21 protein-coding genes are annotated in these 21557 nt (G+C 69.5%); 10 read left to right on the forward strand and 11 right to left on the reverse strand.

The window, feature by feature from the left end; genetic code table 11:
• Window positions 1-32: 32 nt before the first annotated feature.
• The 4 genes from AB4Y91_RS08245 to AB4Y91_RS08260 form a co-directional block, all read right to left on the reverse strand.
• The gene (locus AB4Y91_RS08245; protein ID WP_441418001.1) at window positions 33-269 is read right to left on the reverse strand and encodes a hypothetical protein; all 237 of its coding nucleotides are present in this window, start codon (window positions 267-269) and stop codon (window positions 33-35) included.
• A gap of 164 nt (window positions 270-433) precedes the next feature.
• Window positions 434-2026 (reverse strand): histidine ammonia-lyase, encoded by a 1593-nt coding sequence (gene hutH, locus AB4Y91_RS08250; protein ID WP_441418002.1) that lies wholly within the window; start codon window positions 2024-2026, stop codon window positions 434-436.
• Window positions 2023-3726 (reverse strand): urocanate hydratase, encoded by a 1704-nt coding sequence (locus AB4Y91_RS08255; RefSeq protein ID WP_441418003.1) that lies wholly within the window; start codon window positions 3724-3726, stop codon window positions 2023-2025. Before AB4Y91_RS08255 ends, hutH begins: the two co-directional genes overlap by 4 nt.
• A gap of 159 nt (window positions 3727-3885) precedes the next feature.
• Window positions 3886-4761, reverse strand: a complete 876-nt coding sequence (locus AB4Y91_RS08260; RefSeq protein WP_441418004.1) for an IclR family transcriptional regulator — start codon at window positions 4759-4761, stop codon at window positions 3886-3888.
• A gap of 203 nt (window positions 4762-4964) precedes the next feature.
• On the opposite strand from AB4Y91_RS08260, the gene AB4Y91_RS08265 reads away from it, so the two are divergent.
• Window positions 4965-5303, forward strand: a complete 339-nt coding sequence (locus AB4Y91_RS08265; RefSeq protein ID WP_441418005.1) for a hypothetical protein — start codon at window positions 4965-4967, stop codon at window positions 5301-5303.
• Complete coding sequence (locus AB4Y91_RS08270; RefSeq protein WP_441418006.1) at window positions 5300-5674, forward strand: hypothetical protein; 375 nt, start codon at window positions 5300-5302, stop codon at window positions 5672-5674. Before AB4Y91_RS08265 ends, AB4Y91_RS08270 begins: the two co-directional genes overlap by 4 nt.
• Here AB4Y91_RS08270 and AB4Y91_RS08275 read toward each other — a convergent pair.
• Window positions 5662-6114 carry a DUF5956 family protein gene (locus AB4Y91_RS08275; RefSeq protein WP_441418007.1) on the reverse strand — a complete coding sequence of 151 codons (453 nt, stop codon included), beginning with the start codon at window positions 6112-6114 and terminating at the stop codon, window positions 5662-5664. The two genes, AB4Y91_RS08270 and AB4Y91_RS08275, sit on opposite strands and share 13 nt — an antisense overlap.
• 240 nt (window positions 6115-6354) lie before the next feature.
• Here AB4Y91_RS08275 and AB4Y91_RS08280 point away from each other — a divergent pair, with 240 nt between their 5' ends.
• Window positions 6355-6672, forward strand: a complete 318-nt coding sequence (locus AB4Y91_RS08280) for a hypothetical protein (RefSeq protein WP_441418008.1) — start codon at window positions 6355-6357, stop codon at window positions 6670-6672.
• Window positions 6673-6821: 149 nt separating this feature from the next.
• Here the strand turns inward: AB4Y91_RS08280 and AB4Y91_RS08285 are convergent, their stop codons facing one another.
• The 3 genes from AB4Y91_RS08285 to AB4Y91_RS08295 form a co-directional block, all read right to left on the reverse strand.
• Entirely contained in the window at window positions 6822-7454 is a 633-nt protein-coding gene (locus tag AB4Y91_RS08285; RefSeq protein WP_441418009.1) for a flavin reductase family protein, read from the reverse strand.
• A 142-nt stretch (window positions 7455-7596) separates the two neighbouring features.
• Entirely contained in the window at window positions 7597-8346 is a 750-nt protein-coding gene (locus tag AB4Y91_RS08290) for a 3-hydroxybutyrate dehydrogenase (protein WP_175322546.1), read from the reverse strand.
• A gap of 68 nt (window positions 8347-8414) precedes the next feature.
• A complete protein-coding gene (locus AB4Y91_RS08295; RefSeq protein WP_441418010.1) occupies window positions 8415-9794 on the reverse strand; it encodes an MFS transporter in 1380 nt (459 codons plus the stop codon).
• Window positions 9795-9927: 133 nt separating this feature from the next.
• On the opposite strand from AB4Y91_RS08295, the gene AB4Y91_RS08300 reads away from it, so the two are divergent.
• Window positions 9928-10845: a LysR family transcriptional regulator gene (locus AB4Y91_RS08300; protein ID WP_441418011.1), complete on the forward strand. Its 918-nt coding sequence runs from the start codon at window positions 9928-9930 to the stop codon at window positions 10843-10845.
• Window positions 10846-10873: 28 nt separating this feature from the next.
• On the opposite strand, the gene AB4Y91_RS08305 is transcribed toward AB4Y91_RS08300, so the two are convergent.
• The gene (locus AB4Y91_RS08305; RefSeq protein WP_441418012.1) at window positions 10874-11854 is read right to left on the reverse strand and encodes a spermidine synthase; all 981 of its coding nucleotides are present in this window, start codon (window positions 11852-11854) and stop codon (window positions 10874-10876) included.
• Between the two features lie 181 nt (window positions 11855-12035).
• On the opposite strand from AB4Y91_RS08305, the gene AB4Y91_RS08310 reads away from it, so the two are divergent.
• The 6 genes from AB4Y91_RS08310 (at window position 12036) to AB4Y91_RS08335 (ending at window position 17144) form a co-directional block, all read left to right on the forward strand.
• Window positions 12036-12899 carry a hypothetical protein gene (locus AB4Y91_RS08310; RefSeq protein WP_441418013.1) on the forward strand — a complete coding sequence of 288 codons (864 nt, stop codon included), beginning with the start codon at window positions 12036-12038 and terminating at the stop codon, window positions 12897-12899.
• Window positions 12896-13327 carry a phage holin family protein gene (locus AB4Y91_RS08315; RefSeq protein WP_441418014.1) on the forward strand — a complete coding sequence of 144 codons (432 nt, stop codon included), beginning with the start codon at window positions 12896-12898 and terminating at the stop codon, window positions 13325-13327. The genes AB4Y91_RS08310 and AB4Y91_RS08315 overlap by 4 nt, the downstream gene beginning before the upstream one ends.
• A gap of 15 nt (window positions 13328-13342) precedes the next feature.
• A complete protein-coding gene (locus AB4Y91_RS08320; protein ID WP_441418015.1) occupies window positions 13343-13939 on the forward strand; it encodes a DUF3618 domain-containing protein in 597 nt (198 codons plus the stop codon).
• 81 nt (window positions 13940-14020) lie between these two features.
• Window positions 14021-15136 carry a YihY/virulence factor BrkB family protein gene (locus AB4Y91_RS08325; RefSeq protein WP_441418016.1) on the forward strand — a complete coding sequence of 372 codons (1116 nt, stop codon included), beginning with the start codon at window positions 14021-14023 and terminating at the stop codon, window positions 15134-15136.
• Between the two features lie 86 nt (window positions 15137-15222).
• A complete protein-coding gene (locus AB4Y91_RS08330) occupies window positions 15223-16074 on the forward strand; it encodes a universal stress protein (protein ID WP_441418017.1) in 852 nt (283 codons plus the stop codon).
• A gap of 65 nt (window positions 16075-16139) precedes the next feature.
• Entirely contained in the window at window positions 16140-17144 is a 1005-nt protein-coding gene (locus AB4Y91_RS08335; protein ID WP_441418018.1) for a zinc-dependent alcohol dehydrogenase family protein, read from the forward strand.
• 68 nt (window positions 17145-17212) lie between these two features.
• Here the strand turns inward: AB4Y91_RS08335 and AB4Y91_RS08340 are convergent, their stop codons facing one another.
• Both AB4Y91_RS08340 and AB4Y91_RS08345 read right to left on the reverse strand, forming a co-directional pair.
• The gene (locus AB4Y91_RS08340; RefSeq protein ID WP_441418019.1) at window positions 17213-20470 is read right to left on the reverse strand and encodes an HAD family hydrolase; all 3258 of its coding nucleotides are present in this window, start codon (window positions 20468-20470) and stop codon (window positions 17213-17215) included.
• Window positions 20471-20531: 61 nt separating this feature from the next.
• Window positions 20532-21503, reverse strand: a complete 972-nt coding sequence (locus AB4Y91_RS08345) for a polysaccharide deacetylase family protein (RefSeq protein WP_441418020.1) — start codon at window positions 21501-21503, stop codon at window positions 20532-20534.
• Between the last annotated feature and the right edge of the window lie 54 nt (window positions 21504-21557).

A 21557-nucleotide genomic window follows, 5' to 3' on the forward strand; every position in this document is an offset into this window, starting at 1 on the left:
TTGTGCTTGATTCTGCGCCGCGGCGCCGGCGCCTAGCTGCGCCGCACCTGCACACCGTCGGACTTCAGGAACAGCTGCGCCTCCGAGGGTGTACCCGGCACCAGCCAGAGCACATTTCCGCTGGACGACACTTCTTCGACTTCCCCGGCTGCCAGCAGCTGTGCGTGCTTGAGGATTTCGACCTGGTCCCCCGCCTTGAGGCTCCTCCAGTCGGAGACCGTGGCGGCGAACGCCGTGCGCCTGGACATGACCGTCCCGCGTGATTTCATGAACTTCTACCCCTTTGTAGGTTCGTTTTTTACTTTTCCGCCACAACGTCTTTGGTGTGGGCTACATCATATTCTTACTACATTTGCTGCGCCCCCGGCGGCCGTGTTGCCGAACATTTCGGGGGCGCCGGGAAATGCCCGGCCGGCTCGTATTTTCTTTGCCGTCAGGCCAGATTTCCGACGGCGGATTCGGCGGCGGCGCGCACCTTGCCTGAGGCCACGAGCAGGTCGGCTGCCTCCAGCTCAGGTGAGAGGAACCGGTCGGTTCCGGGCCCCTCGACGACGTCGCGCAGCACCGCGATCACTGCGGCCCCTGCCGGGCCCGGCGTGAGTTCGCCGCCGGAGAGCTGGGTGCGGATGTCCAGGGCCCGGGCGGAGGTCACCAGCTCGATCGCCAGGACGCGGCGCAGGTTCTCCACCGCGCGGCGCAGCTTGCGGGCCGCGTGCCAGCCCATCGAGACATGGTCTTCCTGCATGGCCGAACTCGGGATCGAATCCACCGACGCCGGAACGGCCAGCCGCTTGTTGTCCGAGACCAGCCCGGCCTGGGTGTACTGCGCAATCATCAGGCCGGAGTCGACGCCGGGATCCGCGGCGAGGAAGGCCGGCAGCCCGTGCGAGCGGGCCGGGTCCAGCATCCGGTCGGTCCGGCGCTCGGCGATGGAGCTCAGGTCCGCGACGGCGATCGCGAGGAAGTCCAGCACGTAGGCCACCGGCGCGCCGTGGAAATTGCCGTTGGAGCTGACCCGGCCGTCCGGCAGGACCACGGGGTTGTCGATCGCGGCGGCGAGTTCGCGCGAAGCGACCAGCGCGGCGTGGTCGACGGTGTCGCGGACGGCGCCGGCCACCTGGGGGGCGCAGCGCAGCGAGTAGGCGTCCTGGACCTTGGTGTCGTTGACCCGGTGCGAGGCCACGATCGGGGAGTCGGACAGCACCCGCAGCATGTTGTCCGCGGAAGCGGCCTGGCCCGGGTGCGGCCGGAGCGCGGCGTGCAGCTCCGGCAGAAACACCTGGTCCGTGCCGAGCAGCGCCTCGACGCTGAGCGCGGCGGTGATGTCCGCCGTCGTGAGCAGCTGGCGGATGTCCGCGATGGCCATGAGCAGCATGCCCAGCATGCCCTCGGTGCCGTTGACGAGCGCCAGGCCTTCCTTCTCGGCGAGGGTGACGGGTTCAATGCCGTGCGCGGCGAGGAGCTCGGCGACGGGGCGTCCGCCCTTGCCGCCGAACAGTTCGCCGTCCGGGCCCACCGCTTCGCCCTCGCCCATCAGGACCAGGGCGCAGTGCGAGAGAGGCGCGAGGTCGCCCGAGCAGCCCAGCGAACCGAATTCGCGGACCACCGGCGTGATGCCGGCGTTGAGCACGTCCACCATGGTCTGCAGCACCACGGGGCGGACGCCGGTGCGGCCGGAAGCGAGGGTCTTGGCGCGCAGGAACATGATGCCGCGGACCACCTCGCGTTCCACGGCCGGGCCCATGCCGGCGGCGTGGCTGCGGATCAGCGACTTCTGCAGCTGGGTGCGCAGCCCGCCCGGGATGTGCCGGTTGGCCAGGGCGCCGAAGCCGGTGGAGATGCCGTAGGCCGGCGTCTCGCTGTGCGCGAGGTCGTCGATGTGGGCGCGGACCTTGGCGACGGCGTCGAGGGCGTCCTGGGCGATGGTCACGTGGACGCCGTGGCGGGCGACGGCGACGACGTCCTCGGGGGTGACGCCGCTGGAGCCGAGGGTGACGGTGAGCGGTGAGTGGGTCGTAAGGGTCACTTTGTGGTTCCTTCGTTCATGGGGATGCGGACGCCGCGTTCCTTGGCGACCTCGACGGCGCGCTCGTAGCCGGCGTCGGCGTGGCGGATGACACCCATGCCGGGGTCGTTGGTGAGCAGGCGCTCAAGCTTCTGCGCGGCGAGCTCGGTGCCGTCGGCGACGGAGACCTGGCCGGCGTGGATGGAGCGGCCGATGCCCACGCCGCCGCCGTGGTGGATGGAGACCCAGGTGGCGCCGGACGCGGTGTTGAGCAGGGCGTTGAGCAGCGGCCAGTCGGCGATCGCGTCGGAGCCGTCCGCCATTGCTTCGGTTTCGCGGTACGGGGAGGCGACGGAGCCGGAGTCGAGGTGGTCCCGGCCGATCACGATGGGTGCCTTGACCTTGCCCTCCTTGACCAGCTGGTTGAACAGCAGGCCGGCTTTGGCCCGCTCGCCGTAGCCCAGCCAGCAGATGCGGGCCGGCAGGCCTTCGAATTCGACGCGCTCCTGCGCGGCGTCGATCCAGCGGTGCAGGTGCTTGTTCTCCGGGAAGAGCTCCTTGATGGCCTTGTCCGTCACCGCGATGTCCTCGGGGTCGCCGGACAGGGCCACCCAGCGGAACGGGCCCAGGCCCTCGCAGAAGAGCGGGCGGATGTAGGCCGGCACGAAGCCGGGGAACTCGAAGGCCCGGTTGTAGCCGCCCTTGCGGGCCTCGTCGCGGATGGAGTTGCCGTAGTCGAAGACCTCGGCGCCGGCGTCCTGGAATTCCACCATGGCCTGGACGTGCTTGGCCATCGAGGCCTGCGCCTTCTTGGTGAAGCCTTCCGGGTCGGCGGCGGCCTCGCGGTGCCACTCCTCCACCGTGATGCCCTCGGGCAGGTAGCTCAGCGGGTCGTGCGCCGAGGTCTGGTCCGTGACGATGTCCACGGTGAGCTCGCCGGCGTTGTGGCGGCGCAGGATCTCGGGGAAGACGGTGGCGGCGTTGCCGACGTAGCCCACCGACCAGCCGCGGCGCTCCTCCTTGGCTTTGAGCACTTTGGCGATGGCGGTGTCGAGGTCGGTCTCCACCTCGTCGAGGTAGCGCTTGCCGGCCCGGCGGCGCAGGTGGCTCTCGTCGACGTCGACGATCAGGCAGGCGCCCTCGTTGAGGGTGACGGCGAGCGGTTGCGCGCCGCCCATCCCGCCGCAGCCGCCGGTGAGGGTCAGGGTGCCGGCGAGGGTGCCGTTTTCGTCCCCGGTGAGCTTGCGGGCGATCGCTGCGAAGGTCTCGAAGGTGCCCTGCAGGATGCCCTGGGTGCCGATGTAGATCCAGGACCCGGCGGTCATCTGGCCGTACATCATCAGGCCCTCGGCCTCGAGCCGGCGGAATTCGGGCCAGTTGGCCCAGTCGCCGACGAGGTTGGAGTTGGCCAGCAGCACGCGCGGAGCCCACTCGTTGGTGCGGAAGACGCCGACCGGCTTGCCGGACTGGACCAGGAGGGTTTCGTCCTTTTCCATGGTTTCCAGGGTGCGGGTGATCGCGTCGAACGCCGCCCAGGACCGGACCGCGCGGCCGGTGCCGCCGTAGACCACGAGGTCATCCGGGCGCTCGGCCACCTCGGGGTCCAGGTTGTTCATCAGCATGCGCAGCGGGGCTTCGGTCTGCCAGCTCTTGGCGGTGAGCTCGGTGCCGCGGGCTGCTTTGACCGGGCGGGCACCGGTGGTGAAATCGGCGGGTGCCATGGGGGCTCCTTCGTTGTTTCGGGTGGTTCCTGGGAGAGGTTCTGTATCAACTAAAGCCTGTCCGGAGCCCCGGAAACAGGGGCTTCGCGCGGGTGCTGTCCGGGATTCCAGACCCAACTGGCTAGCAGTAGTTGTCGTTTTGCGCAGCCATAACGACAACTACTGCGAGCTAGTTGGGCTGGGGCGGCCGTGGATCCGGACCGAGAGATCGTCCGCGACCTTCTTGACCCGCGCGGCCAGGACCGGCCACTGGTCCGTGGGCAGCTTGTCCTCCAGGAACGTCACGGCGACGGCGGCCGTCGGCCAGCCCGTGTGGTCCGTGACGGCGGCCGCGATCGAGCCGAAGCCGGGGGTCACTTCGCCGTGTTCGGTGGCGTAGCCCCGCTGCCGGACCTGGTCCAGATGCGAGGACAGTGCGGAGTACTTGGTGATCGGCGATTCGGTCTCGTGCCGGGCACTGAAGGCCGCGGCGTTCGGGTACAGCGCCCGGACCTGGGACTTCGGCAGTGCGGCCAGGATCGCCCGGCCGCTCGCGGTGAGGTGGCTGGGAAGCCTGACGCCGACGTCGGTCACGAGGGAGGGCCGGTTTTTCGCCCGCTCCTCGACGATGTAGAGCACGTCCCTGCCGTGCAGAACGGCGAGGTGGGCGCTCTCCCCGATCACGTCCACCAGCGTCGCAAGCATCGGCCGGCCGAGCCTGGAGAGCGGCTCCTGGCGGGAGTAGGCGGAGCTGAGCTCGAAGGCGCTGATGCCGAGCCCGTACCGCTGCTCCTCGTGCAGGTGCAGCACAAAACCGTTCGCCTCCATCACGCCGAGCAGATGGTAGACACTGGAGCGCGGCAGGCCCAGCGCGGTGGCAATGTTCGACGCCGCCATCGGCCCGCGCTTGGAGGCCAGCAGTTTCAGGATCCGCAGCGTGTTCTCGGCCGCCGGCACCTTGGACGCCGGCCTGGCGGCGGCCGGCTTGGCCGCAGCCGGCTTCGGCAGGGCACTGGGGGTTCCCACGGGCGGGGTGGTGGCGTTGGCGGCTGACATGTGGTCCTCTTCGTTTCGGGTGTGTCCGGTATCCCGTACTTAAGCATGCGCCCGGCTGTCTACCCTCAAGGACTCAGCGCATCTCACGTTGTCTGGAATACCAGACGTTCATGCTAGATCGGGCGGGGGACTTCCGCCCCTAGCCCGGCCACGGGAGAAGGTGCTTCGCTGAACGAAGCCGCCGGAACATCAGGAGGACCGCCGTGCGCTGGATCGCAGGACTGTTCTTAATCGCCCACGGCCTCGTTCATCTCGCCATCTGGCTGCCGCGGCCGGACGAAAAGGCGCCGTTCGACGTCGGCCGGTCCCCCTTCGCCGGGGAGGTGCGCCGTCTCGCTGTTGCCCTGGCCATCGCCGCCGCGGCGGTACTGGGGCTGGCGGGCCTGGGACTCCTGGTGGCGGCGCCGTGGTGGATCCCGGTCACGGTAGCCGGGGCCGGAATCTCGGCCGCCCTGCTGGTGCTCACGTTCAACCCGTGGTGGCTGATCGGGCTGGGCATTAACGCAGCCATCATCGTCCTCGCCCTGCAGCAGCCCGGGTGACGGGTGTGGTTACCCGGCGCACGGAGTTCCAGGGGGCGCAGCTGAAAGCGGTGAAGGCGGTCCACACCCTGGCGTGGTTCACGATCGAGGCGTCGACGGTCTATGTCCTGTACTCCGGGGTCCGGGGACGCTCCGACCGGAGGGCGGGCGTCGCCGGCGCCGTGGTCTTCGCCGAAACCGCGGTCTTTGCGGGCAACGGCTTCCATTGCCCGTTGACGGCGGTCGCTCAACGGCTCGGCGACAGCACCGGCTCCGTCACGGACATCTATTTGCCGAAGTGGTTTGCCCACAACCTCCCGGCGATCCACGTCCCGCTCATCGTGCTGGCGGTGGCGCTCCACTGGCGGAACCTGCGCCGTCAGCCCCGGTAGAGCCGGACCATCGCCGCCGCGGTGGCTGCCCTCAACCGCGACGGGTGCATCCCGTCGTTAGGCAGCCCCGCCGTCGCGCCTTCCCAGACGGCGGCCCAGGAAGCATCGGGACCATTAGCGGCAGCGGCCGGCGGGCGCAGGTACCAGTCGAAGCCGCGCGGGCGGGGCGGCAGGCCGGCATGAACCAGATAGGTGTCGATATCGTCGTCGATCGACTCCAGGTCCGCGTCGGTCAGGAGCGAAGGTTCCCGGGTCACGCGTCCGTCGCTGTATTGGGTAACGACGACGGTCTCACGGTTGCGGGGCGCGGCGGGGACCCGCACGACGTTTGGCGGACCGGCGGCCCACACCATAAGCGCGCCCCAGCCGTTTTCGGGCGCCGGAATCCAGCCTCCGGGCGCGGTGGACGCCTGCCTGGCACCCCACGGGTCGTCACTCATAGGCCCACCCTAACCATCGCGCCGGAATCGCGCCGGAATTCGTTGCCCCGAGTATCCCGTGACCGGGATCCAAGTGGTGGTCGGCGAACAAGGGGTACGTGTTACGCGTGTTACTGGTGGGACGAGTTCGTACAGTGGGCGGACGGGGGCGCCGGAACGAAGACGGCGAGGCTGGGGAGTCCGTCCACGTCGTTTCGGTCCCCCGTGAAGGAACTTCGTTCGCTGGCAAGGAGCAGCCCGATGCGCATTTCCCCAGCACGGTCAATCAGCACAGCACGGCCAATCAGCACAGAACAGCCAATCAGCACAGCCCAGCCCGCACGCCCGCAGCCGGCTGTCCGTGTCGCCCGGGCCTTGCGGCAGGCTGCACGCCGCGTCTACGAAGGCCGCGTCCCTTTCCGCATCGGCCAACTGGTCGTGGGCGACGACCCGTTCAATGGGCGCAGGGAAGGGACGGTCGAGGTCATCCGCGCCCCGTTCGTCGGCCTGCGCGTCCCCGGGACTCCCGCCGGAACCCTGTTCTACTTTGATCACCGCAACGTACGGCAACCCGAATAGGCAGACCAGGACGTCCTTTGCAGTCCGCTCCGGGAAGTCCTTCCGTCTCCCCGGCTCGGCGCTGCAGGACGACATCCCACAGACCGCCACGACGACCTCCTGGCAGCATCAAGCCGGCTGCTCGCCGGCCCGGGCCCCTACGCGGGCGGCTAAGCCTGCCGTTCGGCCCTCCGCCGGAAATCGCCCGGCCAGTCGGACCTCCGGATCCGGCCCAGTTCCTGGACCGGCCCCAGGTGCCCCCACTCGTCGCGCCCGAGCCGGGCCAGCGGCCCGAGCAGGTCGATGCGCGGGTGGCTGCCATCCAGGACATCGGCAGAGACCGCAGCGTGGGTGACCTCGCCGAACACCAGCACGCAGTCACCCATGGCCAGCGTCGAATGCAGGCGGCACTCCAGGGCCGCCGGCGACTCCGCCACCCGGGGCACGCTGACCGTCAGGCTGGCCTCCCGGGTGAGATTGGCGGCATCGAACTCGCTGACCTCCGGCGGGAAGTTGGTGCCGGTCGCGTTGACCTCGGCGAGGAAGTCGGCCGGCGCAAGATTGACCACAAATTCGCCTCGCGCGGAGATGTTCCGCAACGTGTCCTTCCGGCCCACCGAGGTGAACTGGATGATCGGCGGTGTCACCGACGCGACAGTGAAGAAGGAATGCGGAGCGAGGTTGTCCACCCCGTCGACGGAGGTGCTGGAAACCCAGGCAATAGGACGGGGCACGACGACGGCTGTCAGCAGCCGGTAAAACTCTGCGGAGGGCAAGTCGGCGGGGCTGAAATCCTTGCGCATGCCCCCAGCCTAGCGGCACGCCCCGCGGCGAAGCCGCCACCAAACCTGGCCCGGCTGACAGACAACTGACCCGCCCGGGCAGAGATGCCCGGGCGGGTCAGGGCCAGCGCGTCAGAGCCAGCGGGTCGGAGGTGTGAGCGCCCTATCGGGCGGACCAGCCGCCGTCCATGGTGTAGCTGGCGCCGGTGACCATGCCGGCGTCGTTCGAGGCCAGCCACGCCACCAGCGAGGCCACCTCCTCGGGTTCGACCAGCCGCTTCACGGCCGCCTCGGTGAGCATGATCTTGGCCAGCACCTCGGACTCCGGAATGCCGTGCACCTTGGCCTGGTCCGCAATCTGCGACTCGACCAGCGGCGTCCGGACATACCCGGGGTTGATGCAGTTGGACGTGACACCGTGGGCACCGCCCTCCAGCGCCGTCACCTTGCTCAGCCCTTCCAGGCCGTGCTTGGCGGAGACGTAGGCGCTCTTGAACGGCGAGGCCCGAAGCCCGTGGACCGACGACAGGTTAATGATCCGGCCGAAGCCGTTGGCGTACATGTGCGGCAACGCAGCCCGGATCAGCAGGAACGGCGCCTCAAGCATGAGGGTGACGATGCGGCGGAAATCTGCCGGATCAAAGTCCTCGATCGGACTGATGCGCTGGATCCCGGCGTTGTTGACCAGGATGTCGCAATCCAGGCTGAGCGTCTGCAGGGCCTCGACGTCGAGCAGGTTCACCGCCCACGCGGTGCCCCCGACTTCGTCGGCGAGGGCGGTGGCGGCGGCTTCGTCGACGTCGGCAACCACCACCTTCGCGCCCCTGGCAGCGAGGGCACGGACGCTGGCAGCGCCGATCCCGCCCGCGCCGCCGGTGACCAATGCCTTGCGGCCGTTGAGTGTATTTTCCATTACCCAGCCTTCCAGTTCAGAGATTCACGGTCATCAGATTCAAGCAGTTCAGCGGATGTTCAAGCAGCTCAGCGGACGGCCGCTACTGCAAGGCCTTCACGTTCGGCGTCGGCCCGGTCCACGTCCTCGAGGGCGATGCCCTTGGTTTCCTTGAGGCTGAGCACTGCCACCGTGGTGATGGCGCAGGCCACCAGGAGGTAGATGGCGGTGGGCAGCCAGGAACCGGTGTCCTTGAGCCACGCGGTGGCCAGCAGCGGCGCGAGCGAGCCGGCGAAGATCGAGGTGACCTGCGAACCCAGCGAGACGCCCGCGTAACGCATCCGGGTCGGGAACAGCTCCGACATCAGCGCCGGCTGGCCGGCGTACATGAAGGCGTGCAGGCACAGGCCGATCGTCACGGCGAGCACGATGACGACGGGGTTGCGGGTGTCGAACATCGGGAAGGCGAAGAACGGCCAGGTGGCTCCGGTGATGGCTCCGACCAGGTAGACCGGCTTGCGGCCCCAGCTGTCCACAAGCCGTCCGACCTGCGGGATGACCAGGAAGTGGATGAGGTGGGCAATCAACAGGGCCAGCAGCAGCGAGGACGTGTCGTACTTGTGGACGCTCTTGAGGTAGACAATCGCGAAGCTCACCACGAGGTAGTACATGATGTTTTCCGCGAACCGGAGGCCCATGGCCTGCAGGATGCCCTTGGGATACTTGCGGATGACTTCGCGGACGCCGTAGCTGGCGGCCTGCTCCTGCTCCAGCTGCGCCTTGGCCTCGAGGAAGATCGGGGCTTCGGAGACGTTGGTGCGGATGTAGTAGCCGACGAACACGATCACCGCGGAGAGCCAGAACGCCACGCGCCAGCCCCAGCCGAGGAAGTCCGCGGCGCTGAGCACATTGGACATGATGAACAGGACCAGGGTGGCCAGCAGGTTGCCGACCGGGACCGCCGCCTGGGGCCAGCTGGACCAGAAGCCGCGGGACTCGTTGGGGCTGTGCTCGGCAACGAGCAGCACGGCGCCGCCCCATTCGCCGCCCAGCGCGAAGCCCTGGATGAAGCGCAGCGCCACCAGCAGGGCCGGCGCGAGGTAGCCGATGTCGACGAAGCCCGGGAGGCAGCCCATCAGGAAGGTGGACACACCGATGATCACGATGGTCAGCTGCAGGGTGGGCTTGCGGCCCAGCTTGTCGCCGATCTGGCCGAAGACGATGCCGCCGAGCGGGCGGGCGACGAAACCGACGGCGTAGGTCAGGAACGCCTGGATGATGCCGTCCAGTTCATTGCCGGTGGCGGGGAAGAAGTACTTGCCGAACACCAGGGTGGCGGCGGTGGCGTAGAGGAAGAATTCGTACCACTCCACGACGGTGCCGACCATCGATGCGGCGACGATTTTCTTCAGGCCTGCACCCTTGGTGGCTGCGGCGGGGGGTGTTGCGGAGCGTTGGTCTACGCTCATTTCGTTCTCCTTAGTGTCCACGATGACACGCGGCGTGATGCACAGCACTGAAAATGGGCTTCATCGAGTATTGCCGCAGATTCCTTGCGGTTCAATGGCCAAACCGGCACGATGTATGTGCAGAATTGCAGATATGAATGCAAATCCCGACGACCTGCTGGTGCTGCTGGCGGTCTCGCGCTCGGCCAAATTTACGACGGCAGCCCAGGTCCTGGGCTTGAACCACACCACGGTCTCCCGCCGGATCGCTGCCCTGGAGAAGGCCCTCGGCGGCCGCGTGCTGTCGCGGGCCGCGGGCGGCTGGGAACTGACGGAACTCGGCGCCTCCGCGGTCGCCGTCGCCGAGCAGGTGGAAGGCGCCGTGCGCTCGCTCGAAAAGCCCGGCACGACGCCGGATCCCGTCACCGGCGTCGTGCGGATGACCGCCACCGACGGTTTCAGCGCCTACATCGCGGCCCCCGCGGTGGCCCGGCTGCGCCGCCACCACCCCGGGCTCAGCGTGGAGATCATCACGGTGACCCGGCGGGCGCTGCAGCAGCGCTCCGGCCTGGACATCGAGGTGGTGGTCGGCGAGCCGCAGGTGCATCGGGCCGAGGCGGCCCGGCTCGGCGAATACATGCTGGGGATGTACGCCTCGCGGAGCTACCTGGCCGAGTACGGGACGCCGCGCTCCGTGGACGAACTGGAGGCGCATCCGCTGGTCTACTTCGTCGATTCCATGCTCCAGGTGGACGACCTCGATGCCCCGCGGCGGCTGGTGCCGACCATGCGGGACGGGCTGAGTTCCACGAATGTCTTTGTCCACGTGGAGGCGACGCGGGCCGGGGCCGGAATCGGCTTCCTGCCCTGCTTCGCCGCGGACCTGCATCCGGACCTGGTCAGGCTGTTGCCGGAGGAGTTCGCCGAACGGCTGCCCTACTGGATGGTCCTGCGGCCCGACTCGATGCGCCGGCCGGCCGTCGCCGCCGTGGTCCAGGCCCTGCGCGAGCAGACCGACGCTCACCGCGAGGCGCTGATGGGCCGGGGCGGGTACGCAGCGATTGCTCCGTAGGCGCCGTTTTGGGGCCGCAGAAGGGCCGTTACGGAGCTGTCGACGACGTCGGGACCGCGGCTTTCGGGTCCGCGGCTTTCGGGTTCGCCGACGTCGGGACTACCGCCAGCGGGACCGCCGCCTCCGGGTCGTGGCGGACGGCGGCGCCGGCGGCGAAGGCGCGCACCTTGGCATCGTGCCAGATGTGCGCCGGCACCGCGCCGCCCAGCAGGCGCCGTGCGAGGCCGGGGTCGTCGTCGAACGGCGCGTCGCTGCCGGCGATGATCATGTTGCCGTAGCGCCGGCCCTTGAGCATGGCCGGGTCGGCGATGATTACCGTGTGCTCGAAGGCCGCAGCGATCGTGGCAGCGTCTTCGCGCGCGTTGGCCAGCGCCGGGGCGTCGCCGGAATTCACCAGGTAGATCCCGCCGGGCGCCAGGACACGCTTGGCGTGGCCGGTGAATTCGCTGGTGGTGAGCGGCCGCGGGGTGACGGAGCCGGCGAAGACGTCGCGGATGATGAGGTCCCGCGTCTGCGGCGTGAGGCTCTCGGTAACCTCGCGGGCCTCCCCCACGCGCAGGCGCAGCAGCGGCGCCTTGGGCAAGTCGAACCAGCCGCGGACGTACTCGGCAAGTTTCCCGTCCAGCTCCACCACCACCTGCCGGGCGTCCGGATAGGCGGCGTGGAAGTAGCGCGCCAGCGAGCAGGCTCCCCCGCCCAGGTGCAGGGCACGCAGCTTCGGCCGGGTCGGCGGCGGCCAACGCGACTCCACCAGCGCCGCAATCCAGCGCATGTACTCGAAGTCAAGGAACAGCGGGTCGGCGAGGTCGATATGGGAGCTCATCACGCCGTTGATCCGCAGCAGCCACCCGGTCGAGTTGTCCTGGTCCGGGATCAGCTCGCAGTCGCCGGTGTCGATGTAGTAGACGCCCGCGACCGGGCCGTCCGGGCGGCTGCCCTTCGGCACTTCCACCACTCCCGGCGTCGACGTCCCGGCGTTTCGCCCGGCCGCCCTGCCGCGCTTTGCCATCAGCTATCCGCCATTCCGCTCATGGACCAACCCTAGCTGGCCAGCGACGGCCGATTTTCAAAATTTCCTTGTAATCAAATGCGAAGCGTGCTTACTATCTAATAGTAATCATGCTTACTATTCGCGTTCGGCGCTGCTGGTTTGCTAACCGGCAGCAGATCTACAAGGAAAGAGAGCGACGATGACAGAGAACCAATGGCCCCAGGACGGTAGCTACGGAACCCCGACGGCGACGCAGGGCACGGAGCTAGGTACAGAGCCGGCGCTGCGGCAGAGCTCGACGTTCCCGCCCGCCTCCACCGGGACGCCCTCGAAGACCGACACCGCCAGGGGCGAAGCCGGCGAGGTCAAGCAGCAGGCCGCGGAATCGGCCCAGAACGTCACCGAAACGGCAAAGGCCGAAGCGGCCAACGTGGCCGGCGAGGTCAAGAGCAACGCCAAGGACCTCATCAACCAGGCCCGGACGGACCTGACCGCCCAGGCCGGCACGCAGCAGCAGAAGGCTGCCCAGGGCCTGCGCTCCATTTCCAGCGAACTCCACACCATGGCTGAGGCCTCGGACCAGCCCGGCGTCGCGACCGACCTGATCCGCCAGGCCGCCGAGCGGTCACAGTCCGTGGCGACGTGGCTTGACAACCGCGACCCCGGTTCGTTGCTCAATGAGGTCAAGTCCTTCGCCCGCCAGCGGCCCGGCACCTTCCTGCTGGCCGCTGCCGGCGCCGGCATCCTGGCCGGACGCCTCAGCCGCAGCCTCAGCGCCGGGGCTCCAGATACGACGTCCACCGGCACCACCGGCACCCCGGCGCAGTACAGCGCCCCGGTCACCCGGGTGCCCGACGCCGGCGTCGCGGTCCCCCCGCCGCCGGTGACCTACCCGGAGACGACGACCGCCGGCGTAGCCGATACCTACCCGCCCAGCCCGCTTGAGGGCACCGGCGCGCACGCCGACCAGTGGGCTAACGACCCGCTGGCCGCCGATCCGTACCGCATTGATCCCACCGTCGACCCCGACCGTAAGGATCCGTTCGACGGAGGCCGTCGATGAGCAGCGAGATGCCCACGGGCGCCCCGATGCCTCCCACCGAGGCCCATGTGAAAGCGGAAACCAACTCCCTGGGCGATCTACTAGGTGACGTCACGCGGGACATGTCCACCCTGATGCGTCAGGAAGTGGAGCTCGCCAAGGCCGAACTGAAGCAGACCGCCGGCCGGGCCGGCAAGGGCGGCGGCATGTTCGCCGGTGCCGGCGTCGCAGGCCACTTCGTCCTGCTGTTCCTCTCCCTCGCCCTCTGGTGGGGTTTGGGAACGCTGATGGGGCTGGGATGGTCCGGCGTCGTCGTCGCGATCATCTGGGGCATCATCGGCGCCGTCCTGGCCTCGATGGGCCGCAAGGAACTCAAGGCGATGAAGGGCATGCCGCAGACCGCGGAAACCCTCCAGGAAATCCCCCCGACCCTCAAGCCCAGCCACTAGAGCGAGGAAAACACAATGACTGAAAACCCGGATGCCATCCGCGCCGACATTGAAGCAACCCGCGCCCGGCTCGGCACCAACGTCGACGCCGTGGCCGACAAGGTCACGCCGTCGCACATCGTCCAGCGCCAAACCGACAAGGTCAAGGACGCCGTCTTCGGAGTGAAGGAGAAAGTCATGGGAGCAGCCGACCACACCGCCGGCAACGTGCATTCCGCAGGCGGCAGTGCCGCCTGGCACCTGAACGACGCCGGCTCCGCCGTCGCCGACGCACCGCACCTGGCCAAGACCAAGACGCAGGGCAACCCGCTCGCGGCAGGGCTCATCGCCTTCGGCGCCGGCCTGCTGGTGTCCTCGCTGATCCCGGCGAGCCAGAAGGAACGCGAGGCAGCGGACGCCTTGAAGACGGCCGCCGAGCCGCTCACCACGGAGCTGACCGAAGCCGCGCAGCACGTGGCCGAGGGTCTGAAGGAGCCTGCCCAGGCCGCCATGGAGAACGTCAAGGCCACGGCCACCGACGCCGCCCAGAACGTCAAGGGTGAAGGCCAGACGGCCGTCGCCGACGTGAAGGACCGCGCGGCCGACGCCAAGGACAACGTCCAGCAGGCCTAGCCCGACCCGGAAGACGGCCGGTTGCCCTCGCTGACGCGCTGGGCAGCCGGCCGCTGCGCTTAACCACGAAAGAAGATTCCGATGGCCAAGAACCTCACCAAGGCGGACACTGGCTCCATGGACGACGCCGAAACCCCCGAGAGCAGCACCGCCAAGGCGCGCACTGCCCCCGCCCCGGACGACGCGCGCAAGCCGGACCGCCCCACCGATGTCACCAAGCCCTCCTGGAAGTACATCGCCAAGAAGACCCTGCGGGAATTCACCAAAGACCAGTGCCCCGACCTCGCGGCGTCGCTGACCTACTACTCGGTGCTCTCAATCTTCCCGGCGCTCCTGGCGCTGGTGTCCCTGCTGGGTCTCTTCGGAGACGCCCAGAAAACCACCTCGGCGCTGCTGGACATCGTCCAGGGCATCGCACCCGGCCAGACCGTGGACACGATCCGCCCGGTAGTCGAAGAACTGGCCAGCTCCTCGGCCGCGGGCCTGACGTTCATCGTGGGCCTCCTCACCGCCCTCTGGTCCGCCTCCGGCTATGTCGGGGCGTTCGGGCGGGCCATGAACCGGGTGTATGAGACCGACGAGGGCCGGCCGTTCCTGAAGCTGCGCGGCACCATGCTCGGTGTCACGGTCGTCAACCTGCTGATCGTCGTCGTGCTGGCCGCGATGCTCGTGCTCAGCGGCCCGGTGGCCGAGTCCGTCGGAAACATCATCGGTCTGGGCGGGGCGTTCCTGGCCGTCTGGAACATCGCCAAGTGGCCGGTGATGCTGGTGCTCGTGATCGTGGCTATTGCCATCCTCTACTACGCCACCCCCAACGTTAAGCAGCCCAAATTCCGCTGGATGAGCATGGGATCGGCGATCGCCCTGGTGGTCTTCCTGCTGGCATCCCTGGCGTTCGGCTTCTACGTGGCCTACTCCAACAGCTACAACAAGACCTACGGTGCAATCGGCGGCGTCATCATCGCGCTGCTCTGGCTGTGGATCCTGAACATGTCGCTGCTCTTCGGCGCCGAGTTCGACGCCGAAACCGAACGCGGCCGCCAGCTCCAGGCCGGCATCGAGGCCGAGGAAGCCATCCAGCTGCCGCCGCGCGACACGAAGAAGAGCGACAAGCTGCAGGCCAAGGAGGAAGAGGACATCCGCCGCGGACGGGAGCTGCGGGAAGAACATAGCGGCCCCGAACGGGCGGGGGACTAAAGCCCCTAGCCGTCCCGTTCCCCGCACCGGTAGTACTGGGGGACGCACCGCTGGGGAGTGCTACGTCCGCCTACCCGGGAGGATCCATGCCGGCACCCGCAGCAGGTCCCCGGCCCGCCGCCGTCGCCGTGGGCTACGACGGCTCCGAATCCTCTCAACTCGCTGTCCGCTGGGCCGCCGACCACGCCGCCCTCCGGGGAGTCCCCCTGCGGGTGGTCCACGCCTGGGTCTGGCCGATGTTCACCAAGGACCTGGGACCCGTCAAAGGCGTGGCCGGCAGCGGCCTCCGGCATTCCGCCGAGACCATCCTCGCCGAGGGCGTGGGGCTGGCCCACGGCGTTGACCCCGGGCTCGCCGTCGACGGTGTCATGGAGGCCGGACTGCCCGCACAGGTCCTGCGCCGCGCCGCCGCGGACGCCTCCCTCCTTGTGGTGGGTAGCCGGGGTATAGGCGGCGTGCTCGGCCACCTCGCCGGCTCGGTCTGCCTGGAGCTGGCCGGCGCCGCCCCGTGCCCGCTGATGGTGGTCCGCCGTCCGCACCTGCCCGGCAGGCCCGTCGTCGTCGGCGTCGATGCCGCGGCCCACAGCTCGGCGGTGCTGGCCGACGCCGCCCGCCTCGCCGTCGCAATGGGCGCCGAGTTGCAGCTGATCCATGTTGATCCGGACCATGGCGGCGACCTGGCGGAGCACGGCCGCCACGCCCCGCTCCACGGCGCGGAACTGCTGGAGTACTCCCTCGGCGAAGCAGGGAGACTCGCCCCCGGGCTGGCACTCTCCGGCACGCTGAAGGAGGGCCGGGCGGCGGCCAAGGAATTCGTGGAGGCAGCCGAAGATGCGGATGTGCTGGTGCTGGGCACCCACAACCGCGGCGGAGGCATTGGCAACACCGTCTCCGCGGTGCTGCACAAGGCGGCCTGCAACGTCATGATCACGCGCTGATTCCGACCCCGGGATCACGGCCGCCGCAGCCCGGGTCAGGAAGATGAGCCAGAAAAGGAGGCCCTGTGCGAGCCTGGTGGGTTGCGCAGCCCGGACCAATCGCGACGGGTCCGCTGGTATCCGGCGAGCGGCCGGACCCCAGCCCCGGCCACGGGGAAGTCCTTTTGCGCGTGCGGGTGTGCGGGGTGTGCCGCACGGACTTGCACCTGGCCGAAGGCGAGCTGGCCCCCAGACGGGCCGGCGTCGTTCCCGGGCACGAAGTGATCGGCGAGGTGATCGGCGCCGGCCCGGGCGCGGACCGGTTCCGCCCGGGCGAGCGGGTGGGGGTGGCCTGGCTCGGCGGCACCTGCCGGTCCTGCCGGTTCTGCCTGCGCGGGCAGGAAAACCTGTGCCTGTCCCCCACCTTTACGGGCTGGGACCGCGACGGCGGCTACGCCGAACTCATCACCGTCGCCGAGGACTTCGCCTACCGGGTGCCCGAAATCTTCCCGGATGAGGAGGCGGCTCCGCTGCTGTGCGCGGGCATCATCGGCTTCCGCGCCCTGAGCCGGGCGGAACTGCCGATCGGCGGCCGGCTGGGCATTTACGGCTTCGGCGCCTCGGCCCACCTCGCCGCACAGATTGCGCTCTACCAGGGGGCCCGGGTCTACGTCATGACGCGGTCTCCCGAAGCCCGCCGCCTCGCCCTGGACCTCGGCGCCACCTTCGCCGGCGGAGCCGAGGATGAGCCCCCGGACCCCCTCGACTCCGCCATCCTCTTCGCTCCCGCCGGGACCCTCGTGCCGCCGGCGCTGCGTGCCCTCGACCGTGGCGGAACCCTCGCCGTCGCAGGCATCCACCTCAGCGACATTCCGCCGCTGCACTACGCCGCCGAGCTGTTCCAGGAGCGCCAACTGCGCAGCGTCACCGCCAACACCAGGGCCGACGGCGAGGAGTTCTTCCGGCTCGCCGCCGAGATTCCGCTGCGCCCCACCACGGTGGCCTACCCCTTCGACGCCGCAGACCAGGCGCTGCGGGACCTCGCCGGGGACCGGGTGACCGGCGCCGCCGTCATCCGCGTGGCCTCCTGAAGCAGGCCCCGCCCAACTGGCTCGCAGTTGTTGTCGTTTTGAGGGCTCAAAACGACAACAACTGCCAGCTAGTTGGGTGCGGAATCGGCGCGGAGGAATTCATGCTGTTCGCCGGCCCGCAGCAGCACCTTCCGGGGGCCAACCCGGACCAGCACGGGGGCGGCGTCCCCGGGGGCGGCGGAGACCATGAGCCGGTCCGTTTCCAGATGCACCGCCAGCAGCTGGTCGCGGTAGCGGACCTGGAACTCGACCCGGCGCAGTTCAGCCGGGAGCCTGGGCGTGAAGTCGAGGGCGTCCCGGGTGATCCGCAGTCCAGCGAAGCTGCGCTGGACGACGTCGATCGAGCCGGCCATGGCGCCCAGGTGGATGCCCGAGCTCGTGGTCCCGCCCTGGGTATCGTCCAGGTCCGCGTCCAAGGCTTCGCGGAACGTGGCCCACGCCCGCTCAGGATCCCGTTGCGCGAGGACCGAGGCGTGCGCCACCCGGCTGAGTGTGGAGCCGTGCGCGGTCCGGGCCAGGTAGAAGTCCACGGTCGCGGCCATCTGGGCGGCGGTGACGTTGTAGCCCATCCGGCCGAGGAATCCCACGAGCTGGTCCTCGCCCAGGACGTAGAGCAGCATCAGGACGTCGGCCTGCTTGGCCAGCCGGTAGTGGTTGGTGCTGTCCCCTTCGGCTTCCAGGATCAGGTCCAGCCGTTCAATGTTGCGGTAGCTGCGGCGGTAGTGGGTCCAGTCCAGTTCCCGGAGCGCGCCATAGCCGGCGAACTGGCTGATGATGCCGTCCCCGTGGAAGGGCACGAACATGCGCCGGCTCAGCCGCTCCCAGCCAGCGATTTCCGCTGCCGTAATGCCGAGCCTGGCCCGGAGGTCCTCCATGTCGAACCCCTGGACGGAGCGCATAATCCACTCCGCCTGGTCGAACACCCACGCGGCCATGATGTTGGTGTAGGCGTTGTCATCGAGGCCTCCGCCCGGGTTGCCCTGGGTGCCGGTGTGGTACTCATCCGGCCCCATCACACCCCTGAGATGGAACCGGTCCTCGATGGCGTCGTAGTCCGCCATCGAGGCGAACAGGCGGGCGACGTCGACAATGAGTTCCGCGCCGTGCTGGGTCAGCCAGCCGCGGTCCTGGGTGGCCTCGAAGTACTGCCAGGCGTTGTAGGCCACGGCCAGGCCCACGTGGCGCTGGAGGTGCGAGTAGTCCGGCATCCAGTGCCCGGACAGCTTGTTGAAGAGCAGCTTGGGCGTCTGCTCGGTGCCGTCGCTGCCGCTCTGCCAAGGGAACAGCGCGCCCCGCAGCCCGGCCGCCCGCGCCGCATCCCGGGCCGTGCCGAGACGGCGCCAGCGGTAGTCGATGAGCTCCCGCGCGAGCGAGGGCAGCCGGGAGTTCAGCACCGGCAGGACAAACAGTTCGTCCCAGAAGACATGCCCGCGGTAGCCCTCTCCGTGCAGTCCGCGGGCCGGCACGCCCGCGTCCAGCTCGGCGGTGTGGGTCGTCAGTGTCTGCAGCAGGTGGAACACGTGCAGGTTCAGGATCAGCTGCGCCTGCGACGGGGCGTCGGATTCGATGATGAACGGAGCCAGCAGCAGGGACCAGGCCTTCTCATGGTCCGCCAGCAGCGCCTCGAAGCCGCCCGCGCGCGCCAGCACCGCCTCCGCCCCGGTCAGCGGAGAGGAAACCGCGTGGTCCCGGGAGCTGGCGACCCCCACCGTCTTGGTCACCGTCACCGCTGTCCCGTCCGCGGCCGCCACCTCGAAGCGGTGCGCGTACAGGCCGCCAAGCTGCTCGAAGGCGGAGTTAGCCGGCCCTGACACCTCGGTGCGGACCGCCAGGGCGATGCCGACCCGGCTCTGGCTGGTTTGCACCTGGACGTTCAGCACGACGGCGCCCCGTCGGGCAGTACTCTGCCCGCGGGCGGTGTGCCCCCCGGCGGTCTGCCCACCGGCGCTCCGCCCTCCGGCGGTCCGCCCACCGGCGGACTGCCCACCGGCGGATTCCGTCACCTGCACCGCCGTCAGGTGCCGGTTGGACAGCTGAGCGTCCTCCGGGACGTTGGAGTTGGTCACGTCCGTGTCGCAGCCGCTGCGGACGCTGATGCTGCCGCTCCAGCCGTCCGCGGTCAGCACCGTCTCCAGCGCGGCTAGGTGCGGCTCCGCCATCGACACAAGGCGGCGCTGCACCAGCCTCAGCCGCCGGCCGGCGTCGTCCTCCAGCAGCGCCTCCCGGGTGAGCAGCGCGCGTTTAAGGTCCAGGGTGCGGCGCTCCTGCTTGAGCACCAGGCCTCCCTCCGACCACCAAGCGCCGCCCTCGATCCGCAGGTCCAGGTGCAGCCAGTCCGGAATGTTCACCATGTGCTCGTCCACCGTCTTCTGGCCCTCCACGACGCTGGCCAGCCGGTTGTAGACCCCTGCCAGGTAGCTCCCGCGGTAGTGGATCTCACCGCCGCGGTGCTCCGGCGCCGCACCCCGGGTGGCCATGTAGCCGTTGCCCAGCGTGGTCAGCGCCTCCCGGTGCCCTTCGTGGGCCGGGTCGAAACCCTCGTAGACCAGCATCCAGGGGTGCGTGATGACCAGGCCGATGTCCAGTTCGCTGACGTCTTCGACCACGATGTCGGCGCCGGCGGTTTCCAGTTCGGCCCGCCGGCCGGTCCGGTCGATCCCGACGACGAGCCCGAAGCCGCCGCGGCGGCCCGCTTCGACCCCGGCGACGGCCGCTTCGATGACCATGGCCCGGCCGGGCGGGATGTCCAGCCGCCGCACCGCTTCGAGGGCCAGGGCCGGCGACGGCTTGCCGGGGATGGCCTGCCGCAGCGCCGCCTGGCCGTCCGCGACATGGTCGAAGAAGCCTTCCAGGCCGACGGTGGCGAGCAGCGCGCCCGCGTTGGGCGCCGACGTGGCCAGCAGCACCGGAATCCGGCCGGCCCGGAGCCGTTCCAGCAGGGCCAGGGTGCCGGGGAAGGCCCGGGGCGGCTGGCCGCGCAGCAGTTGGCCGAAGAGTTCGTCCTGGCGTTTCCCGAGTCCGAATGCCGTCCAGTCGCCCGGACCATCCGCCGGCGAACCCCGCGTAAGCGAGACGCCGCGCGAGGCCAGGAACGCCGAGGCAGCCTCGGCGGGCGTCCTGCCTTCGATGTAAAGGGTGTAGTCGGCGTCGGCAATCGGGTCCCGGCGGGCGCGCGACGGCAACCGGGGGTCCCGGAAGACGTCATCGAGGAGCCGCTTCCAGGCAGCGGCACGGAGTTCCGCGGTATCAAGCACCACGCCGTCCAGTTCAAAGACCACCGCGTCGACGGGTGCCAGGGCAGCTGCAACTGTGGGCGACTCCGTCATGCGTTATTCGTAGCAGTCATCCCCGTCGGGGAACAGTGGCGGTCGGCCCGGTTACGGGCGGTCAGCCGAGGAGCGCGTCCAGGGTCGTGAAGCCGTAACCGGCCTGGCGGATCCGGTTGATGAGTTGCGGCAGCGCGTCGGCGTCCAGGGTGGTGCCGTCGTCGGGGTTGGAGCCGATGTGCATCAGGACGATCTCCCCCGGCTGCAGGCCGGCGAGCGCCCGGTCGGCGACGATCTGGACCGTAACGCCGCCGCTGGTGCCCTTCCAGCCGAGGGTGTCGACCGTCCAGCGCACCGGCAGGTAGCCCCGCGCGTTCACGGCGGCGATGGTCCGTGCGTCCCGCTCGCCGAACGGGAAGCGGAAAAGCGGCCGGGAATCCGCGCCTCCGGCCGTGATAGCGGCCTGCGCGCCGGCGAGCTGCTGGGCGATCTGGGCGTCGGTGAGGGAGGTGAACCCCGGATGCGTCATCGAGTGGTTGCCCACCCGGTGGCCGGCGGCCACGATCGAGGCAACGCCCGCGGGGTTGGCGCTGGCCCAGTTGCCCGTCAGGAAGAACGTTGCCCGCACTCCGGCGGCGCCGAGGGTGCGCAGAATGCTGGGCAGGCCCGCCGAATTGGCCCCGGCGTCGAAAGTCAGGGCAACCACGGGGCCCGCGCCGGGGATGACCTCGACGTCGGCGCCCCGGAGCGCCGCGGGGAACGGGGCCGCGGGTGCCGGGGGCGGCGGGGGCGGCGGGGGCGGCGTCTGGGTCACGGGCGCCGTCGTGGCCGGCGGAGGGATCGGAGCGGCGCTCGACGGCGGCAGGGGCGGCCGGCTTGGCGTCGCAGCGGGTGAGGGGGTGCCCGGCGCAGTGCGCGTCGGCGAAGAGGTAACGGAAGCCGACGCCGCGCCGGTGGCCGGGGCCGTCGACGGAGCGGCGGCAGGGGGTCCCCCGGAGAGCACAACTGCCGTCACCACCGCGCCGACCACCAGCAGCACCGCAGCCACCAGCGCAAGGACCCGGCGCCGGCGCCCGGCGAAGATCGACCACATGCCTCACCATGGCACCACAGGCCCCAGCGGGGTAGGGCTGAAAGGCCCGACGAA

This window comes from Arthrobacter sp. YAF16, assembly GCF_052113385.1.
Classification (GTDB): Bacteria; Actinomycetota; Actinomycetes; order Actinomycetales; family Micrococcaceae; genus Arthrobacter.

Coding starts and splice junctions, on each gene's coding strand:
- AB4Y91_RS08245 (WP_441418001.1), bottom strand. CDS start 269: ATGAAATCACGCGGGACGGTCATGTCCAGGCGCACGGCGTTCGCCGCC.
- AB4Y91_RS08255 (WP_441418003.1), bottom strand. CDS start 3,726: ATGGCACCCGCCGATTTCACCACCGGTGCCCGCCCGGTCAAAGCAGCC.
- AB4Y91_RS08260 (WP_441418004.1), bottom strand. CDS start 4,761: ATGTCAGCCGCCAACGCCACCACCCCGCCCGTGGGAACCCCCAGTGCC.
- AB4Y91_RS08275 (WP_441418007.1), bottom strand. CDS start 6,114: ATGAGTGACGACCCGTGGGGTGCCAGGCAGGCGTCCACCGCGCCCGGA.
- AB4Y91_RS08280 (WP_441418008.1), top strand. CDS start 6,355: ATGCGCATTTCCCCAGCACGGTCAATCAGCACAGCACGGCCAATCAGC.
- AB4Y91_RS08285 (WP_441418009.1), bottom strand. CDS start 7,454: ATGCGCAAGGATTTCAGCCCCGCCGACTTGCCCTCCGCAGAGTTTTAC.
- AB4Y91_RS08290 (WP_175322546.1), bottom strand. CDS start 8,346: ATGGAAAATACACTCAACGGCCGCAAGGCATTGGTCACCGGCGGCGCG.
- AB4Y91_RS08295 (WP_441418010.1), bottom strand. CDS start 9,794: ATGAGCGTAGACCAACGCTCCGCAACACCCCCCGCCGCAGCCACCAAG.
- AB4Y91_RS08300 (WP_441418011.1), top strand. CDS start 9,928: ATGAATGCAAATCCCGACGACCTGCTGGTGCTGCTGGCGGTCTCGCGC.
- AB4Y91_RS08305 (WP_441418012.1), bottom strand. CDS start 11,854: ATGGCAAAGCGCGGCAGGGCGGCCGGGCGAAACGCCGGGACGTCGACG.
- AB4Y91_RS08310 (WP_441418013.1), top strand. CDS start 12,036: ATGACAGAGAACCAATGGCCCCAGGACGGTAGCTACGGAACCCCGACG.
- AB4Y91_RS08315 (WP_441418014.1), top strand. CDS start 12,896: ATGAGCAGCGAGATGCCCACGGGCGCCCCGATGCCTCCCACCGAGGCC.
- AB4Y91_RS08320 (WP_441418015.1), top strand. CDS start 13,343: ATGACTGAAAACCCGGATGCCATCCGCGCCGACATTGAAGCAACCCGC.
- AB4Y91_RS08325 (WP_441418016.1), top strand. CDS start 14,021: ATGGCCAAGAACCTCACCAAGGCGGACACTGGCTCCATGGACGACGCC.
- AB4Y91_RS08330 (WP_441418017.1), top strand. CDS start 15,223: ATGCCGGCACCCGCAGCAGGTCCCCGGCCCGCCGCCGTCGCCGTGGGC.
- AB4Y91_RS08340 (WP_441418019.1), bottom strand. CDS start 20,470: ATGACGGAGTCGCCCACAGTTGCAGCTGCCCTGGCACCCGTCGACGCG.
- AB4Y91_RS08345 (WP_441418020.1), bottom strand. CDS start 21,503: ATGTGGTCGATCTTCGCCGGGCGCCGGCGCCGGGTCCTTGCGCTGGTG.